Raw genomic sequence first — 18,847 nt, 5'->3', positions numbered from 1 at the left:
GAGGAGGCACATGGAAGAGCCGGAGAACCCTGACGAAATTGAGAGTCAAGAACCGGATCTTCCCCTTGAGGTCGAGGTTTTTTCCGACCGCCAGGCGCCGGTCGTCGAGAACGAATTCCTGAGCGATGTCACCCAGATCTACCTCAACGAGATCGGTGCCAACCCGCTGCTGACGGCGGTCGAGGAGGCGGATCTCGCGCGACGTGTCCGCAAGGGCGACTTCGATGCACGGCAAAAGATGATCGAGCGCAATCTGCGCCTGGTGGTCAATATTGCCAAGCACTATCTGAACCGCGGCATTCCCCTGCTGGACCTGGTTGAAGAGGGCAATCTGGGGCTGATCCACGCGCTGGAAAAATTCGACCCGGAGCGCGGTTTCCGCTTTTCCACCTACGCGACCTGGTGGATCCGGCAGAACATCGAACGCGCGATCATGAACCAGTCTCGCACCATTCGCCTGCCGGTGCACGTGGTGAAGGAGCTCAACCAGGTCTTGCGCGCGCAGCGCAGCATCGAGGCCGATTCCAACGGCGAGTCGACCCTGGAAGAGATCGCCCAGCGACTCGACAAGCCGATCGAAACGGTGCGCGCCATTCTGGCCTTGAGCGAACACACCGCTTCGCTCGATGCACCGCTGGATATCGACCCCAGCCTGTCGATCGGCGAATCGCTGGCCGATGATCATGCCGATACGCCCGAAGGGCTGATTCACGGTGCAGAGATCGAGACCCTGCTGCGCAGCTGGATCGACATGCTCAATGAAAAGCAGCGTCTCGTCATCCGTCATCGCTATGGTATCGATGAATGCGAAATGCTTACGCTGGAAGAGCTCGCGGCCCGGCTCGAACTCACGCGAGAGCGCGTCCGGCAGATACAGCTCGAGGCGCTCGGGCAGCTGCGGCGTACGCTTAGACGGCGGGGGATCCCGAAGGACGCGCTTTTCTGAGTTGGGCGGCAGCGGCCTTGCTGCCCCGCGCGGCGGTCAGTCCTGCCTGCTGACTTGCGCCGCCAATCTTCGGTTGCGGATAGCCTGAGCCAACTCGTACACGGACATGGCGTAGAAGCTGCTCTTGTTGTAGCGGGTGATGACGTAGAAATTGCGGTATCCCAGCCAGTATTCGGTATCGGCACCGGGCGATTCGAGGTCGACCAGGGTGACGGGTTCGGTGGGCGCTTGCGCGTTTTCCGGCTCGATACCGGCGGCGCGCAACGCGTCGGCGTTCAGCGTGGGTTCAATGCCGGCGGCAACCAGCGGCCCCGGGTTCGCATCGGCGGCGAGGCGCGCACGCACGGCGACCGGCGCGTGGGCTTGCCATCCATGAACATGCAGATAGTTGGCCACGCTGCCGATGGCGTCGAGCGGCGTATCGTTGAAATCGATTCTGCCATTGCCGTCGAAATCCACTGCGTAGCTGCGAACACTGCTGGGCAGGAACTGGGGGTAGCCGATGGCACCGGCATAGGAGCCGGCGTAGCTCGAGGGTTCCCGGCCCTGTTCGCGCGCGAGCAGGAAAAGTGCTTCGAGTTCGCGGCGGAAGAGTTCCGCGCGTGGCGGGTAGTCGAAGGCCAGGGTCGCGAGTGCCGATAGCGTTTCGAAATTTCCGGTGTGCTGCCCATACACGGTTTCGACGCCGATGATGGCAACGATGATTTCCGCCGGTACCCCGTAACGTTCTTCGGCGGCTTGCAGGATGGGCGCGTAGGTATCCCAGAAATCGAGGCCGCGTTCGATGCGGATGCGGTCCAGAAAGCGTGCCCGGTAGCGCGTCCATGAACGCACGCCACGCTTGGAGGGCGGCGTGATGAGGTCGATGACGCGGGGCAGCCGTTCGGCGCGCGCCAGTTCGCTGCGGACCTGCTCGGGATCGAAGCCGTGGCGGGTGGCGAGTTCGGTGATGAAGGCCTGGACGTCCTCGCGCTGGGTGTAGCCAGCGTCGTCGGCCAGGGCATGGCTGGCACTCAGCGCACAGCTTGTTGCGAGTGCGCCTGCGAGGATTGTGCGTTGCAGTGCCGTGGTCAATCGATTCATGTCAGTTTCAGGTTCCGGATACGTCGTTTCAGCTCGCGAACCGCGTCCGGGCTGGCGGGCGGTCGGTAGCGCAGGCGCGCGTAGCGATGTGTAATGTCGTTGAGTTCAGCAGCCTTCTCCGGCATTGCGCTGGCAATTCTGCGCCCGAAATCAAGCGGCCCTTCTGCCGGGTGACGGGCCAGCCCGTGGCGGGCGAGACGGGTACAGAATCGGGCCCAGAGCCGGTCGACCGGGTCACCCGCGCGTCCTTGCCGAATTGCCCACAGGAACAGCAAACCCATCAGTCCCGCTGCGGCCGCTGCCAGCACCACGATCCAGGTGCGCCAGGCCGGCTCGCCGAAGCCCATGCGTGACAGCAGTTCGCGCTGTCGTTCGGGATTGTAGCCAAGAACCCACTGGTTCCAGAGATTGGATGCCGCCTCCCAGCGAAAACGGAGGTCGCGAAGCCAGGAGAATTGCGGCCGCATCAGCAGCGGAAGGGCCTCCCCGGCGGGCAGGCCACCCGCGAGACCGGACTCGATGCGTCCCGGGGCTGCAAGCGCGGTGGGGTCCACCCGCACCCAGCCGCGATCCGGCAGCCAGACCTCGGCCCAGGCGTGGGCGTCGGACTGACGCACGATGAGGCTCTTGTCGACCGGATTGATCTCGCCGCCCTGGTAGCCGGTCACCACGCGCGCAGGCACACCTGCGGCACGCATCAGGAACACGAAGGCGGACGAAAAGTGTTCGCAGAACCCCCGGCGGGTGTCAAACAGGAAACTGTCGATGCCATTGCTGGCGGTCAGCGGCGGGCGCAGCGTATAGACGAGGCCCAGTTCGCTCAGGCGCGTCAGCGCCCGCGTCAGGATGTCTGCGGCAGGCGGGTTGCCGGCGATCAGCTCGGTGGCCAGCGCCCGGGTGCGCGGGTTGATTGCTGCGGGCAGGCGCAGCGCCTGCTCGAGCACGTTGCTGCGCTCCTGCATGCCGACGGGCGTGTCGGGGTAGGCGGACAGATCGAGTCGGGTCCGCGTGCGCACAGGCTCGCGGCCCATGGCCTGGAAGGCGGCGCTGTAACGGGTGCCGGCCGGCGCGTCGGCGGGGAAATCGAGGGCGAGCAGCCAGCGCTGGTTGTGGGGTTCGAGTGTCAGTCGGTACTCGAGCCGGGGACCGGTCGGTGTATAGGCGGGGGTGTCGCTCTCGGGGTGGCGCGCGGCCCGCCAAGTCGTTCCGTCAAAGAGACTCCCACTGCGCCTGAGCGAAACGGCAAGACGGGTTCGCCGGGCGCTTACGACGTAAGCGAACAGGGATCCGAAGATCCCTGCGCGCACTTGCTGCGTAAGCACCGTAAGCACCCGGCAAACTCACCTGTTCATTGCGGTGTAGTCCGCTGAAGATCGTGTCCACTAATCTTGGTGGTGGACACTATGGAAGTCGGCAAACCAGCGCGACGCAGGCGCTCGCCTACTGGGCGTGCTCGCGGCCTGTCGGGAGACAGGCGCATCGGTGGCTGGCGTTGCGCTTCCCAATGGACTGAACGCGAAACAAGTGCGCCGCTGGATGCGGGAGCGAGTCCATAGCGGCGACCGGTACGGTCTTGCGGTACGGTTGCAGTGCAAGCCCCGCATTCGAACCAGTAGCGAGCCGGCCCGCGGTTTCGCGCGTGTCGCACGACCGCGGTGACAAACGCTGTTGATAAGTGATCGCTGAGTTTGTGGCCGAGCTGTTCGTCGGGACGATAGGCAAAGAAATGGCCCGCACTTGCGGGCCATTTTCGCGTCCAGAAACGAGAGTTCTGCTTACTTCTTGCGCATCGGTGGTAGATCTGTACAACTGCCGTGGGCGACTTCTGCTGCCATACCGACCGTTTCACCCAGCGTCGGGTGCGGATGGATCGTCTTGCCGATGTCGACAGCGTCGGCGCCCATTTCGATTGCCAGGCAAACTTCACCGATCATGTCACCCGCGGATGGTCCGACGATCGTGCCGCCGATCACACGGTGGGTTTCGGCGTCGAAGATCAGTTTGGTGAAACCATAATCGGCACCGTTGGCGATCGCGCGGCCGCTTGCCGCCCAGGGGAATTTGGCGGTTTCAACCTTTTTACCCTCGGCTTTGGCCTGTGCTTCGGTGTAACCGACCCAGGCCACTTCCGGGTGTGTGTACGCTACACCCGGAATCACGGTTGCATCGAAGGCGGCCTTCTGTCCCGCCGCGACTTCTGCTGCAACGTGGGCCTCGTGCACTGCCTTGTGGGCGAGCATGGGCTGACCGACGACGTCGCCGATGGCAAAGATATGCGGTACGTTGGTGCGCATCTGCGCATCGACCGGAATGAAGCCGCGCTCACCAACGATGACCCCTGCTTTTTCCGCCGCGATCTTCTTGCCGTTGGGCGATCGACCTGCCGATTGGAGGATCATGTCGTACTTGACCGGTTCGGTCGGCGCACCTTCACCTTCGAAGCTCACGTAAAGGCCATCGTCCCTTGCCTCGACGGCAACTGTCTTGGTCTTCAGCATGATCTTGTCAAAGCGGTGGGCGTTCTGCTTTTCCCAAACCTTGACTGCATCGCGATCGGGCCCCTGCATCAGGCCGTCGAGCATCTCGACAACATCGATGCGGCTGCCCAGCGAGGAGTACACCGTAGCCATTTCGAGACCGATGATGCCACCGCCGATGACCAGCATCTTCGCGGGTATCTGGCGAAGCTCGAGCGCGCCCGTGGAATCGACGATGCGTGGATCGCGCGGGATGAACGGCAGATGCACGGCTGCCGAGCCCGCTGCGATGATGCACTGCTTGAAGCGGATGACTTTCTTGTCGCCGGTCTTGTCTTGGGCGGTGCCAGTGGTGGCCTCGACCTCGATGTGATTGGGGTCGAGAAAGCTGCCGTAACCGCGCACGATTTCGACCTTTCTGGCCTTGGCCATACCCGCTAGACCGCCCGTGAGCTTGCCGATGACGCCATCCTTGTGCTTGCGGAGGGCGTCCACATCGACGCCGGGCTTGGCGAAGCTGATGCCGGCGGTGCCGATGTGGCTGGCCTCGTCCATGACGGCAGCTACATGCAGCAGCGCCTTGGACGGAATGCAGCCGACATTGAGGCAAACGCCGCCCAGGGTCTGGTAGCGCTCGACGATCACGGTCTTGAGGCCCAGGTCGGCGGCACGGAAAGCGGCGGAGTATCCACCCGGTCCGGCGCCGAGCACAAGCATGTCGCACTCGAGATCGGCCGTACCGCCATGGCTTGCAGCGGCCGGTGCAGCAGCGGGCGGCGTGCTCGCTTCGGGTGCGGGCGCAGCAGCAGCAGCAGGGGCAGCCGCGGGTGCGGTCGCGCCGGCACCCGCAGCCTCGACCTTCAGTAGTACGCTGCCCTCGCCAACCTTATCGCCGATCGCGACCAGGACTTCCTTGACGACGCCGGCCACGCTCGACGGCACATCCATCGTGGCCTTGTCAGACTCCAGCGTGCAGATGGCATCATCGACCTTGATGGTTTCGCCAACGGCAACGAAGAGTTCGATGACCGGAACCGTATCGAAATCGCCAATGTCGGGGACTTTCACTTCAACGATCTGACTCATGGTGTGGCCTCCTTACAGCATGACCCGACGGAAGTCGGCCAGCAGTTGAGCGAGATAGACATTGAACCGGGTCGCCAATGCGCCGTCGATCACGCGGTGATCGGCCGTCAGTGACATCGGCAAGGTCAGGCGCGGGACGAACTGCTTGCCATCCCAGACCGGCTTCATGGCGGACTTGTTGACGCCGAGGATGGCGACTTCGGGCGCATTCACGATGGGTGCGAAATAGGTGCCGCCAATACCGCCCAGCGACGAGATGGTGAAGCACGCGCCAGACATGTCTGCCGGGCCGAGCTTGCCATCACGCGCCTTCTTGGCCAGTGTGCCGGTTTCCGCGGCAATCTCGAACACGCTCTTCTTGTCGGCGTCCTTGACGACCGGCACGACCAGGCCGTTAGGCGTGTCGGCGGCGAAGGCGATGTTGAAGTACTTCTTGTATACCAGGTTGTCGCCATCGAGGCTGGTGTTGAATTCGGGAAACTCCTGCAGCGCACGCACCGAGGCCTTGATGATGAAGGCGAGCATGGTGAGCTTCTTGCCGGATTTCTCGTACTCCTTGTTCATCTGAACGCGGAAGGCTTCGAGATCGGTGATATCGGCGTCTTCGTGGTAGGTCACCGCTGGGATCATTGCCCAGTTGCGGGCCAGGTTCTGGCCCGAGATCTTCTTGATGCGCGACAGGGGCTTCACTTCGACTTCGCCGAATTTGGCGAAATCGATCTTCGGCCACGGCAACAGATCCAGGCCACCGCCCAGGCTGCCCACAGCGGCAGCGGCCGGCGTCTTGCCCGGAACCACGCCTGTGCTCATTGCGCCCTTGATGAACGCGGTGACGTCTTCTTTCAGGATGCGGTTCTTCGGGCCTGACGCCTTCACCGTGGACAGGTCGACACCGAGTTCGCGTGCGTAGGCGCGTACCGAGGGGCTGGCATGCACTTTGCCGCCGAGTTTGACTGCGCTCGGTGCCGCTGCTGCGGCGGCGACGGGCGCAGCGACGGTGGCGGTCGGTGCGGGCGCCGGTGCGGCCGGTGCGGCAGCGGGTGCTGCGGCGCTGGCTGCGGGTGCCGAGGCACTTGTTGCGGCACCGGCGGCCTGCACCTTGATGAGGACGGTGCCTTCCGACACCTTGTCGCCGAGCTGGACCAGAACGTCGGTGATCACGCCTGTGGCGGACGACGGCACGTCCATCGTGGCCTTGTCCGACTCCAGGGTGGCAATGGCGTCATCGATCTTGATCGTATCGCCAGCCTTCACATAGAGCTCGATGATCGGCACCGCGTCGAAGTCACCGATATCGGGCACTTTCACTTCGACAATGCCACCCGAGGCCGTGGCGACGGGCGCCGTCGCGGCTGCAGGGGCTGGTGACGGCGCCGCCGCGGGCGCAGGGGCAGCAGCGGGAGCGGGGGCCGCGGCACCGTCGCTTGCTTCAAGTTTGATCATCAGTGTGCCTTGCGACACCTTGTCGCCGATATTGATCAATACTTCCTTGACGACGCCGGCCGCCGACGACGGTACGTCCATCGTTGCCTTGTCGGATTCAAGCGTCGCGATCGAGTCGTCGACCTTGATGGTGTCGCCGACCTTGACGAACAGTTCGATCACCGGCACATCGGAGAAATCGCCGATATCCGGAACCTTGACTTCAATCAGTTGGCTCATCTTCTTGTCTCCTTCGGCGCTCAGACGGACATCGGGTTCGGCTTGGACGGGTCAAGGTTGTACTTGACCAGCGCAGCGGCAACCTTGTCACGGTCGATGCTGCCTTCGTCGGCCAGTGCCTTGAGGGCGGCCAGCGTGACCCAGTGGCGATCCACCTCGAAGAAGTGGCGAAGCTTCTCGCGCGTATCGGACCGGCCAAAACCATCGGTGCCGAGCGTCACGTAGGTGCCCTTGACGAAGGGGCGGATCTGTTCGGCGAAGAGCTTGATGTAGTCACTTGCCGCAACGACCGGTCCCTTGGCGTCGGCGAGCTTGCGCTCGACATGCGACAGTTTCGGCTCCTCCAGCGGGTGGAGCAGGTTCCAGCGCGCAGCGGCCTGACCATCGCGGGCCAGTTCGTTGAAGCTGGGGCAGCCCCACAGATCGGCGTCGACTCCCCAGTCGTTCTTGAGGAGGTCCGCGGCGGCGATGACTTCGTTGAAGATGGTGCCAGAGCCCAGCAATTGCACACGCGGACCATTGCCCTCGGCGCCCTTCTTGAATGCGTACATTCCCTTGACGATGTCGGCCTCGGCACCGGCGGGCATCTCCGGGTGCTCGTAGTTCTCGTTCATCACCGTGATGTAGTAATACACATCTTCCTGCTCGGCGAACATGCGGCGCATACCGTCCTGCACGACGACTGCCAGCTCGTACTGGAAGGTGGGGTCGTAGCTGACACAGTTGGGGATGACATTGGCCAGAATCTGGCTGTGGCCGTCTTCGTGCTGCAGGCCTTCGCCGTTCAGCGTGGTGCGACCGGCGGTACCCCCGATCAGGAAGCCGCGCGAACGCTGGTCGGCAGCCGCCCAGCACATGTCCATGGTGCGCTGCAGTCCAAACATCGAGTAGCAGATATAGAACGGAACCATCTGCACGCCATGCACCGAGTAGGCCGTGGCGGCTGCGATCCAGTCTGCCATCGAGCCGGCCTCGTTGATGCCTTCCTGAAGCACTTGTCCGGTGACCGACTCCTTGTAGAACATCAGCTGGTCATGGTCTTCAGGTACGTACTTCTGGCCTTCCTGGTTCCAGATACCGTACTGGCGGAACATGCCTTCCATACCGAAGGTGCGGCTCTCGTCCGGCACGATCGGCACAATGTTCTTGCCGATCTGCTTGTCCTTGAGCAGGGTGTTCATGATGCGCACCATGACCATGGTGGTCGACAGTTCGCGACCTTCACCGGACGCCTTGAGCAGCGCTGCAAAGGTGTCGAGTGCGGGTACCTGCAATGCTTCGGCTTTGGTACGGCGGCTGGGCAGGAAACCGCCGAGCGCCATGCGGCGCTCACGCATGTACTTGTACTCAGCCGAATCCTCGTCGAACTTCAGATAAGGCAGATCGGCAACCTTGTCGTCGGGCACGGGCAGGCCGAAGCGGTCGCGGAAGCGCTTTATCGACTCGACGTCGAGCTTCTTGGTGTTGTGGGCGATGTTCATCGCTTCGCCGGACTGGCCCAGACCGAAGCCCTTGATGGTCTTCGCCAGGATCAGGGTCGGTTGGCCCTTGTGCTTTACAGCGGCATCGTAGGCAGCGAAGATCTTGAACAGATCGTGGCCGCCACGGTTCAGTTGCCACACCTCGTCGTCGGTCCAGTCGGCAACCAGCGCCTTCAGCTCGGGCGTGTTGAAGAAGTGCTCGCGCACATAGGCGCCGTCCTTGGCCTTGAAAGTCTGATACTCGCCGTCGCACAGCTCCATCATGCGCTTCTTGAGGATGCCGGTCTTGTCGCGCTCGAACAGGGCGTCCCAATGGGTGCCCCACACCAGTTTGATGACATTCCAGCCCGCGCCGCGGAATTCGCCTTCGAGTTCCTGAATGATCTTGCCGTTGCCGCGCACCGGGCCGTCGAGGCGCTGCAGGTTGCAGTTGATGACGAAGATCAGGTTGTCGAGCTTCTCGCGCGCGGCCATGCCGATGGCGCCGAGGGACTCGACCTCGTCAGTCTCGCCGTCGCCGAGGAAAGCCCACACCTTGCGCTGTTCGGCCTTCTTTGCGTCGATCAGGCCGCGGCTCGCCATGTACTTCGTGAAGCGTGCGGCGTAGATCGCGCACAAGGGGCCGAGGCCCATCGAGACCGTGGGGAACTGCCAGAAGTCCGGCATCAGCCAGGGGTGGGGGTAGGACGAAATGCCGGTGCCGTCGACTTCCTGACGGTAGCCGTCGAGCTGGCTGTCGGTCAGGCGGCCGAGCATGTAGGCACGGGCGTAGACGCCGGGGACCGAGTGGCCCTGGAAGAAAATCATGTCGCCGCCGGATTCGTGGTCCGTCGCTTTCCAGAAATGCGAAAAGCCCACGTCGTAGAGGGCAGCGGATGAAGCAAACGAGGAGATGTGGCCGCCGACGTTGGTGTGCTTGTTGGCGCGTACCACCATCGCCATCGCGTTCCAGCGGATATAGGAGTGGAGCTTGATCTCCATGTCGGCATCGCCAGGATACTTGGGCTGCTGGTCGGCCGGAATGGTATTGATGTACTGAGTGGTGGCGGAGTAGGGCAGGTTGATGCCTTCCTCGCGCGCGCTGTCGATCAGCTTCTCGATCAGGTAATGCGCCCGCTCGGGGCCCTCGTTTTCAATGACTGCGGCGATGGCCTCCAGCCATTCCTGCGTTTCCTGAGTGTCCGGGTCGGGTTGCAGAAGGACGTTGGTTGTTCCGGTCATGGCTTGTCTCCTCATGACTTCTGGTTGGCAAATCCACCCTGTTGGGGCGGGTGCGGTCGTTTTGCGCGCGAACAGAGATGGGCCCGATCGAGCAGCGTTTCGAACTATAAAACGATGTTTCGCATTGTGCAATAGAAAAAGTGTCAAGAAGATGGCGCATCACCATGTGCTTCAGGTCATGGCCGCGGCCCTCCGGGAAGGATTGCTCCGGTGGCTGATGATCGACAAGCGTCGGCGCCGGATGCAATAAGGCATCAGGGCCCGCGCATTGCTGCGCGAGCCCTGATGGTCTGCACTGATGGAAAAAAATCGGCCGGGGATGAGGGAGGGAGGGAGAGACCCCCGGCCGATCGGGAAAGCGTGTGAGATCTGCATCATTTGCGCCCGACTCGCCGACGGTCTTCGTCGTAGGCGAAGACGACGCGGCCCTTGCGCACTTCGCCCATGAAGATCTGACCGGGCGAGGAAATGGTCTCGTGATTGCTTCTGGAGAACGGTTTGTCGTAATCCATGATCAGGCCCTCGACACGTGACCGGAGATTTTCCAGCGCATCCCGGATGCGGTCACCGTCGGTAGAGCCAGCCTGGTTTATGGCCGCCGCCAACAGAAGGGCTGAATCATAACCTTGCGCCGCGGCTGGTGGAACAGGAATTCTCTCTGTGCCGGTCAATTCCTTCCACGCATCGAGGAAGGCTTTCCTGCGCGGGGAGCTCGCTTCCTGGATGAAGGTTTGAGGCATGCGGGCACCTTCCGCGTTGGGGCCTGCATTGTCGATGAAGTTCGACATCGCTAGCGTCCAGCTGCCGATCAAGGGAACCTTCCAGTTCAGCCGTGCCATGCCGTTGGCAATCTGTGCCAGCTCGGGTCCGATTCCATAGGTGAGGATGGCGTCGACGCCTGCCTCCTGAGCCCGCAACAACGCCTGGGTCATGTCGGACTGACGCAACTGGAAGCGCTCGACGAGCACGGCTCGCATGCCGCGCCGATCGAGCGCGGATTCGAGATCTTCGCGTCCGAGGACGCCGTAATTGGTCGCATCGTGGAAGATCGCCACACGTTTGAGGCCACGCCGGTCGACCGCTTCCTCGACGATCATGGCGGCCTGCAGGGTGTCGTTTGCCGAGACGCGGAACACGTAATTCTCCGCGTACTCGGGCGGCAGAAACTGCTTCGTGACCAGCGAACCGGTGGCGACCGACGTGATGATCGGAATCCGCGCCAACTGGTAGTGGCGCTGGCTCGCGAGGGCAACGCCGGTATTGACGATGCCGAGGCCGGCGACAACGCCTTCCTTCTGGATAAGCTCCTGAATGACGTGTGCACCGCGCTCATTGCGGGCTTCGTCGTCACGTTCGACGAGTTCGACCGGGCGCCCGAGAACGCCACCCTTGCGATTGATTTCGGCGACGGCAATGCGGATACCCTCCCGCATCGAGATGCCCATCGGGCTCGATCCGCCGGTAAACGGTCCCGTTACGCCGAATCTGACTGGCTGCATGGCTTCGGCGCCCGCCTGTGCGAAACCAGTTCCGATGCTCAGCGAGGCGAGGGCCATGGCGGCCACGATCCGAAAGATCATGCATAGGGACATTGGCGCATTGTGTGATGAAGCGCATTGACAAAAAATTGGCGAAAACCCGAAGCGCTCCCGCGCTAGGGGTATTTCCCGATGTCGGTCCTTCCGGGGCCAAACAACAATGCAACTGCCTGTCAGCCACACAGGAATATTGTGCTCAACGTTGCAGAAACCACGTAGCTTCTTTTGCAGATATGACATGACCGAGATTGACGACCCTGCGCAGGCCGCACCAAACCGCTGGTATTGGACCGCCCCCTATGTGGCCGTGGTCGTATTCGCGCTGTCGATGCTCGCGCTGGTGGGGCTGTTGCAGACGCGTGAGCTCGAAAGCCAGCGCAATGCCGTGGCGCGTGACGTGCAGTGGGCGGAACAGACCATGCGCCTGCACATGCAGGGTACCGAAGAGTTTCTGGGACAGCTCGCGCGTGACCTTGCTGCTAACGCGCTCGATTCGGATGCTTTCCAGCTACGCGCGAATCAACACATTGCCAACAATGGCGAGCTCGTGAACATCGCCTGGGTTGGAGATGACGGCAATGTGCGGTGGTCGGCGCCTTTCGATACGACCGATTGGCTCACCGGAGAGAGTTTGTCGGTGCAGCAGACCGGGGTGTTCCAGCGCGCGCGCGATGACGGCCGGGTGAGTTACGGGGAGGCCTATCTGTCACCGCGCGGGGTAACGGTGCTCGAGGTTTACGTGCCGATCCGGCATGGGCGCGAGTTTCGTGGGGCGATCGTCGGCGTCTACTCCATCGAGCGCATCGTCCGTCATCTGGTGCCCGGATGGTTTGCGGAGAAATACCGCCTTGCCTTGCTGAACGCGAACGGCGAGACGCTGGCGGTGAATTCGATGCTCAAGGATCTCGATGAGAGCATCGGCTTCGAGATTCCGCTCGATCCCCCCGGAAACGGCTTGCTGCTGCGCGCGACGGCTTTCCGCACCAGCGAGCAGCTTCCGCAGGCCTTGCCGACCATTCTGATCATCGGGCTGTCGGTGCTGGTGTTCTGGAGCCTGTGGATGCTGCGCACCCACGTCCAGCGCCGGGTGCAGGTCGAAAAGGAGCGTGACCGCCTGTTCAACCTGTCGCTCGACATGCTGTGCGTGGTCGGTATCGACGGCACTTTCAGGCGCTGCAATCCGGCGTTCGAACGCATTCTCGGCTATTCGCCGGCAGCGCTGCCGGGTACGCCCATGCTCGATATCGTGCATCGTGAAGATGTCGCGGCGACGCTCGAGCAACTGCGCCTGCTCGCCGCCGGGCACCCGGTGAAGTACGAGAACCGCTGCCTTTGCGCCGATGGCAGTTACAAGTGGCTGGTGTGGAGCATCAATCCGGTCCGTACCGAAAAACTGGTCTATGCGGTCGCGCACGACATTACCGGACGCAAGGCTGCCGAAGAGGCGCTGCGCGCGGAGTCCGCCTTCCGCAAGGCGATGGAGGATTCGGTGATGACCGGTCTGCGTGCCATCGACCTGAGCGGCCGCATCATCTATGTCAACTCCGCTTTCTGCCGCATGGTCGGCTTCGATGAAGGCGAGCTCATTGGTGCCGAGGCCCCGTTTCCCTACTGGCCATCGGAGGAAATTCCGGTGTGCGCGCGAAACCTCGAGCTGACGCTGGCCGGACGTGCGCCCTCGAGCGGCTTCGAGATGCGTATCCGGCGCAAGAATGGTGAGCGCCTCGATGCGCGCTTCTATCTGTCGCCGTTGATCGATCTCGCCGGACGCCAGACCGGCTGGATGGCGTCGGTCACCGACATCACCGAACCCAAGCGCGTGCGTGCCGCGCTCGAAGCGGCGCACGAGCGTTTCGAGGCGGTTATCGATGGTCTCGATGCTGCGGTGTTCGTGTCCGACGCCCGCACCGACGAAATCCTGTTCGCCAACCGTGCATTCAAGGCCATACACGGTTTCGATGCGGTCGGGCGTACCGTTCGCGGCGTGGCTGTGCCGCAACCCGAGCGCGGCGATTATCGGGTCGATCCACGCTCCCTCACCGTTGGCGACCTGCCACGCGAACTGTTCGACGGCGAATTGCAGCATCCGCTTTCAGGGCGCTGGTATCACGTGCGTGAACAGGCCACACGCTGGGTCGATGGGCGGGTTGTACGCATGGGTATCGCCACCGACATCACCGATCGCAAGCAGACGGCGGAGATTTCCCGCCAGCAGGAGGAGCGTCTCGAGCGCACCGCGCGACTGATCACGATGGGCGAGATGGCCTCGACCCTGGCGCACGAGCTCAACCAGCCGCTTGCCGCCATTGCCAACTATTGCGCCGGATGTGTCACTCGCATGCAGGCGGGCAACAGCAAGCCCGAAGACCTGCTGGCGGCGATGCAGAAGGCCAGCTTCCAGGCCGAGCGCGCGGGCAAGATCATCCGTCGAATCCGCGAGTTCGTGAAGAAGAGCGAACCGCGGCGCAGCGCAGTGCAGATCGCCGATGTGCTCGACGACGCCATCGGTTTTGCCGAGATCGATTCCCGCCGCCTTGGCATCCGCCTGATCGTGGACGTCGCCCCGGGCCTGTCGCCGGTCTTTGCCGATCGCATCATGATCGAACAAGTGGTGCTCAACCTCGTGCGAAACGGACTCGATGCGATGAAGGATGTGCTGCCCGAAGAGCGCACACTGCTTGTGCGGGCGCGCGATTTTGGCCCCCATGCGGTGGAGGTCGCCGTGATCGATCGTGGCCACGGCATCAGCGAGGACGATCGTGCCAGGCTGTTCACGCCCTTCTACACCACCAAGACCGAGGGCATGGGGATGGGGCTCAACATCTGCCGTTCCATCATCGAATTTCACGATGGCCGCCTGATTGTCGATGCCAACCCGGAAGGAGGTACCATATTCTCCTTTACCCTGCCCACGGAGGCCGCCAGTGAGCGAGTCGCACGCCGCGCCTGATCAACAGATTTTCATCGTCGACGATGACGAAGCATTGCGTGACTCCCTGGTCTGGATGCTGGAGTCCAGTGGTTACGCGGTGGCAGCCTTCGAATCGGCTGAGGCGTTCCTGGCCGTCTACGAGGAAGCGATGTCGGGCTGTCTCGTCCTGGACGTGCGCATGCCGGGAATGAGCGGGCTCGAATTGTTCGAGGAGCTGGGTCGTCAGCGCTGCACCTTGCCCGTCATCTTCATCACCGGGCATGGCGATGTGCCGATGGCGGTTTCGGCCCTCAAGAGGGGGGCGGTGGACTTCATCGAGAAGCCGTTCGGTGATCAGGACATGCTGCGGCTGGTCGAACAATGCCTGACGCAGGAGCGCGCAAGCCGCTCGCAACGCAGGCTCGAGGCCGACACCGCGCGCAGGCTTGAGCACCTCACTCAGCGCGAACGCGAAGTGCTCGATCTCATCATCGTCGGCAAGCTGAACAAGCAGATTGCGGACGTACTCGGCATCAGCATCAAGACCGTCGAGGTGCACCGGGCCCGGGTCATGGAAAAAATGGGGGCGCATTCCCTGGCCGAACTCGTGCAGCACGTGGTTACCGTGGAGCCGGCAGGTACCGTGCGTTGAACTGTTGCGGTCGGCAGCGGACGAAGGTGACAGGCGCATACGGGATGCGCATTCACCGTCACCTCCGTTTTCATGACTGCACTCAATGCACTTTTTCTGCTGGCCGGCGTCCTGCTGTTCGTCAGCGTGCTGGCCAGTACCCTCTCTGCGCGGCTTGGGCTCCCCTTGCTGCTGCTGTTCCTGATCATCGGCATGCTGGCGGGCGAGGACGGCCCGGGAGGCATTCGCTTTGACGATTTCAACTCCGCGACGCTGGTTGGTCATCTCGCCCTCGCAGTGATCCTGCTCGATGGCGGTCTGCGCACCCGCATCTCAAGTTTTCGTGTGGCGCTGTGGCCAGCGACGGTACTGGCGACCTGGGGCGTCGTGTGTACCGCACTCCTGCTGGGCATATTCGCGACCTGGCTGCTCGGCGTGGATTGGCGCATGGGCATGCTGTTGGCCGCCATCGTGGGCTCGACAGATGCCGCTGCCGTCTTCGCACTGCTGCGCAACAGCGGGGTGCGCCTCAACGAACGGGTGAAGTCGACGCTCGAAATCGAGTCGGGCGCCAATGATCCGATGGCCATTCTGCTTGTCACCGCGCTGGTGGAGACCCTGCTCATGCCAGAGCAGGCAGGCGTGGGGCGCTTTCTGTGGATGTTGGTGTCGCAACTGCTGATCGGCGCGGCGCTGGGGTTTGCAGGGGGGTGGGTTCTGGCACGATTGCTGGGGCGGTTGAGACTCGCAGAGGGACTGTATGCGCTGCTGATCGTCTCCGGCGGTTTGATGGTCTTTGCCGCGTCGAATCTCATCCAGGGCAGCGGATTCCTGGCGGTCTATATTGCCGGTCTGATGGTGGGCAACCGGCGTTGCCATGCCACCGAACACGTCCTGCGGGTCATGGATGGCCTGGCGTGGCTGGCGCAGGCAGGCATGTTCCTGGTGCTCGGACTGCTGGTGACGCCTTCGCATCTGCTCGAGCATGGCGCCGATGCACTGGTCATGGCCGTATTTCTGATGCTGGTCGCGCGTCCGCTGGCCGTAGCGAGCGGGCTGCTGCCCTTTCGCTTCCTGCCGCGCGAGGTGGCCTACGTGTCCTGGGTCGGTCTGCGGGGTGCGGTCCCGATCGTGTTGGCGATCGTACCAGTCACGATGGGCGTGCCCGAGTCGCGATTGCTGTTCGATGTTGCCTTTGCCGTTGTACTGGTGTCCTTGCTGGTGCAGGGGGCGACCGTGCCGATTGCGGCGCGCTGGCTCAAGGTCGAGGTTCCCGCCCGTGAAGAGCCGGTCGACCGGCGTGAGGTGTGGGTCGGGGACGAGGCTGCGCTCGATCTGCTCGAGTACCGGGTGGCACCCGGTTCGCGCGCGGAAGGCATGCACCCGGACGACGTCGCGGCGGCCTATGGCGACGGGGCGGTCCGTTTCGTCTCGCTGGTGCAGGCGGGGCGCTTGCGGGCGGTCGAGCGGGACACACGCTTGCGTTGCGGCGATGCGGTGTGGTTTGTCGCAGATGACCGTCATGCCGAGCCGCTTGCCCGAATATTCGGTGCGATCGAGGCCGGTGAGCTCTCTGCCAATGCAGGCTTCTTCGGTGAGTTCGTGGTGGATCCCGCGGTGCCTGCCGGAGAACTCGCGCGCATCTACGGTCTCGAGCTGGAACCGGCCGAGGCGGTGGCGACGCTGGGCGACTTGATGCTGCACCGGCTTGGTGGACGCGTGGTGATCGGCGACCGGATCGGATTCGGCCGTTTCGTGCTCACCGTGCGCGATGTAGACGCGCGCGGCGCGATCACCCAACTCGGCCTCAAATGTCCGGGGCCTGCGAAGGCCGGCGAGGGCGATTCGGGTCCGGGTTGATCTGCATCAACGGGAGAGTATTGACCGGGCGGTAAGGTTTGTTCCTTTGTCCTGATCGACGACGGAGCAACGCTCATGGGTGCCCCCCTGCCAGCCTCGACTTCCCAGTATCTCTTCCTGTCCGGTAACGAGGCGGTAGCGCTTGCCGTGCGCGATGCCGGCTGCAATGTGGCCGCGGCCTATCCCGGCACACCTTCCACCGAAATACTCGAGGTGCTATCCGGCTATTCCGAGGTGTACGCGGAATGGTCGGTCAATGAAAAGGTGTCGCTGGAAGTCGCCCTTGGCGCGTCGATGGTTGGCGCGCGTGCCTTCTGTGCGATGAAGCACGTCGGCCTCAATGTCGCTTCGGATGCGCTGATGACCATGACCGTCACCGGCACCGAGGGCGGGCTGGTCATCGCGGTGGCCGACGATGTGGGCATGTCGTCGTCGCAGAACGAGCAGGATTCGCGTTACTGGGGGCGATTCGCACATCTGCCGGTGTTCGAGCCGGCCGATGCTCAGGAGGCCTATGCCATGACGCGCGAGGCCTTCGCCCTGTCCGAACGCCAGCGTTGCCCGGTCATCCTGCGCCTGACGACGCGCATCTGCCACGTCAAGGGCAGGGTGCTGGCTGCCGCGCGCAAAACGCACGTGGCGACCGGTTTTGCCAAGGACGCCGCGCGTTGGGTGATGGTGCCCGGCAACGCCAAGCCGCGTTTGTCGCTGATGCTGGCGCGTGATACCGCGCTGCGCGCCGAGTCCGAAGCCAGTGTCCAGAACGCCAGCGTGGGCGGCAGCGATCGACGCATCGGTTTCATCGCCTCGGGACCGGCCTTCATGCATGTGCGCGAGGCATTTCCCGATTCACCTGTGTTCAAGCTCGGCTTGTCGCATCCGCTGCCGATCGACCGTATCCGCGACTTTGCTGCCAGCGTGGAACAGGTCGTGGTGGCGGAGGAGACCGAGCCGCTGGTGGAAACCGAATTGCGTGCGGCAGGCATTGCCTGCATCGGCAAAGAGGTGCTGCCCCGTCTCGGCGAGCTTTCGCCGGACGTGCTGCGCCCTGCCATCGCGCGCCTGCGCGGCGAGCCGGCCGTGGCGTCCGCCGCGCTGCCTGCGCAAACGGTATTTCCTCGGCCGCCGACGATGTGTGTGGCGTGCCCACATCTGGGCGTCTATTACACCTTGTCGCAACTGCGCAATATTTCGATTTCGGGCGACATTGGCTGCTACACCCTGGGTGCAGGTCAGCCGTGGAATGCGCTCGACACCTGCATCTCGATGGGGGCGTCGATGGGCGTTGCACTCGGCATGGACAAGGGGCGTGGTCCCAACGATGCAAACAAGAGTGTGGTGGCGGTGATCGGTGATTCGACCTTCCTCCACATGGGCATGCAGGGGTTGCTCGACATCACCTGGAATCGTGGCAACGTTACCGTGCTGTTGCTGGACAATCGGGCCGTGGGCATGACCGGCGGGCAGGACAATCCCGGCACCGGGCGCGACATCCACGGCAAGTCGGCGCCGCGCATCGACTTCGCCCGGCTGTGTGAGGCGCTCGGGGTCAGCAAGGATCGTATTCGCGTGGTCGACCCCTATCAGTTGCCGGTGTTGTTCAAGGCCTTGCGCGAAGAGACGAAGATCGCCGAGCCCTCGGTGATCATCACCGACCGTCCCTGCGTGTTGATCGACGACTACGAGGCGGAGCGCGCCTACAAGGTGGTTGCGGAACGCTGCACGGGTTGCGGTAACTGTGTGGATGTCGGTTGTCCTGCCATTCACGTAACCCGGCGCGAGAAAGCGGTCAAAGCTTCGGGCAAGGAGGTCGACCTGTCTTTCGTGCGCATCGAAACCGCCGCCTGCACCGGGTGTGGCCTGTGCGTGCAGCCCTGTGCGCCCGAGGCCATCGTCCATGCGGTACCGGAGCATCCGGTGGCGTTTCTGCGCAAACTGTGAGGGCAGACCG

General features: G+C 63.1%; 11 protein-coding genes. 5 read left to right on the top strand and 6 right to left on the bottom strand.

Features of this window, described 5'->3' with window-relative positions; translation table 11 throughout:
• Positions 1–10 precede the first annotated feature (10 nt).
• Positions 11–946: an RNA polymerase sigma factor RpoS gene (gene rpoS / locus J5J83_RS08365; RefSeq protein ID WP_212347798.1), complete on the top strand. Its 936-nt coding sequence runs from the start codon at positions 11–13 to the stop codon at positions 944–946.
• Positions 947–982: 36 nt separating this feature from the next.
• Here the strand turns inward: rpoS and mltB are convergent, their stop codons facing one another.
• From mltB to J5J83_RS08335, 6 genes are all read right to left on the bottom strand, one after another.
• On the bottom strand, positions 983–2,029 hold the full coding sequence (gene mltB, locus J5J83_RS08360) for a lytic murein transglycosylase B (RefSeq protein WP_212347795.1): 1,047 nt from the start codon (positions 2,027–2,029) through the stop codon (positions 983–985).
• Entirely contained in the window at positions 2,026–3,360 is a 1,335-nt protein-coding gene (locus tag J5J83_RS08355) for a transglutaminaseTgpA domain-containing protein (protein WP_212347792.1), read from the bottom strand. The genes mltB and J5J83_RS08355 overlap by 4 nt, the downstream gene beginning before the upstream one ends.
• Positions 3,361–3,804: 444 nt before the next feature.
• Positions 3,805–5,592, bottom strand: coding sequence for a dihydrolipoyl dehydrogenase (gene lpdA, locus J5J83_RS08350; RefSeq protein WP_212347789.1), 1,788 nt, complete (start codon positions 5,590–5,592; stop codon positions 3,805–3,807).
• Positions 5,593–5,604: 12 nt separating this feature from the next.
• Positions 5,605–7,254, bottom strand: a complete 1,650-nt coding sequence (gene aceF / locus J5J83_RS08345) for a dihydrolipoyllysine-residue acetyltransferase (protein ID WP_212347786.1) — start codon at positions 7,252–7,254, stop codon at positions 5,605–5,607.
• Positions 7,255–7,274: 20 nt separating this feature from the next.
• On the bottom strand, positions 7,275–9,956 hold the full coding sequence (aceE, locus tag J5J83_RS08340) for a pyruvate dehydrogenase (acetyl-transferring), homodimeric type (RefSeq protein ID WP_212347783.1): 2,682 nt from the start codon (positions 9,954–9,956) through the stop codon (positions 7,275–7,277).
• Positions 9,957–10,330: 374 nt separating this feature from the next.
• Positions 10,331–11,536: an ABC transporter substrate-binding protein gene (locus J5J83_RS08335; protein WP_212347780.1), complete on the bottom strand. Its 1,206-nt coding sequence runs from the start codon at positions 11,534–11,536 to the stop codon at positions 10,331–10,333.
• Between the two features lie 196 nt (positions 11,537–11,732).
• Here J5J83_RS08335 and J5J83_RS08330 point away from each other — a divergent pair, with 196 nt between their 5' ends.
• The 4 genes from J5J83_RS08330 to J5J83_RS08315 all read left to right on the top strand — a co-directional run bounded on the left by J5J83_RS08330 (position 11,733) and on the right by J5J83_RS08315 (position 18,837).
• Positions 11,733–14,444 (top strand): PAS domain S-box protein, encoded by a 2,712-nt coding sequence (locus tag J5J83_RS08330; RefSeq protein ID WP_212347778.1) that lies wholly within the window; start codon positions 11,733–11,735, stop codon positions 14,442–14,444.
• The gene (locus tag J5J83_RS08325) at positions 14,419–15,057 is read left to right on the top strand and encodes a response regulator transcription factor (RefSeq protein WP_349251871.1); all 639 of its coding nucleotides are present in this window, start codon (positions 14,419–14,421) and stop codon (positions 15,055–15,057) included. Before J5J83_RS08330 ends, J5J83_RS08325 begins: the two co-directional genes overlap by 26 nt.
• 72 nt (positions 15,058–15,129) lie before the next feature.
• On the top strand, positions 15,130–16,896 hold the full coding sequence (locus J5J83_RS08320; protein ID WP_212347772.1) for a potassium/proton antiporter: 1,767 nt from the start codon (positions 15,130–15,132) through the stop codon (positions 16,894–16,896).
• A 75-nt stretch (positions 16,897–16,971) separates the two neighbouring features.
• Positions 16,972–18,837: a thiamine pyrophosphate-dependent enzyme gene (locus J5J83_RS08315; RefSeq protein ID WP_212347769.1), complete on the top strand. Its 1,866-nt coding sequence runs from the start codon at positions 16,972–16,974 to the stop codon at positions 18,835–18,837.
• The last annotated feature ends 10 nt before the right edge of the window (positions 18,838–18,847 follow it).

It is taken from the genome of Azoarcus sp. L1K30 (genome assembly GCF_018122735.1).
In the GTDB taxonomy this organism is placed as follows: domain Bacteria; phylum Pseudomonadota; class Gammaproteobacteria; order Burkholderiales; family Rhodocyclaceae; genus Parazoarcus.
Note: the sequence above shows the minus strand (reverse complement) of the source record. Positions and strands in the feature narration are given on the sequence as shown.

Coding starts and splice junctions, on each gene's coding strand:
- J5J83_RS08320 (WP_212347772.1), top strand. CDS start 15,130: ATGACTGCACTCAATGCACTTTTTCTGCTGGCCGGCGTCCTGCTGTTC.
- aceE (WP_212347783.1), bottom strand. CDS start 9,956: ATGACCGGAACAACCAACGTCCTTCTGCAACCCGACCCGGACACTCAG.
- J5J83_RS08335 (WP_212347780.1), bottom strand. CDS start 11,536: ATGATCTTTCGGATCGTGGCCGCCATGGCCCTCGCCTCGCTGAGCATC.
- mltB (WP_212347795.1), bottom strand. CDS start 2,029: ATGAATCGATTGACCACGGCACTGCAACGCACAATCCTCGCAGGCGCA.
- J5J83_RS08315 (WP_212347769.1), top strand. CDS start 16,972: ATGGGTGCCCCCCTGCCAGCCTCGACTTCCCAGTATCTCTTCCTGTCC.
- J5J83_RS08330 (WP_212347778.1), top strand. CDS start 11,733: ATGACCGAGATTGACGACCCTGCGCAGGCCGCACCAAACCGCTGGTAT.
- lpdA (WP_212347789.1), bottom strand. CDS start 5,592: ATGAGTCAGATCGTTGAAGTGAAAGTCCCCGACATTGGCGATTTCGAT.
- aceF (WP_212347786.1), bottom strand. CDS start 7,254: ATGAGCCAACTGATTGAAGTCAAGGTTCCGGATATCGGCGATTTCTCC.
- rpoS (WP_212347798.1), top strand. CDS start 11: ATGGAAGAGCCGGAGAACCCTGACGAAATTGAGAGTCAAGAACCGGAT.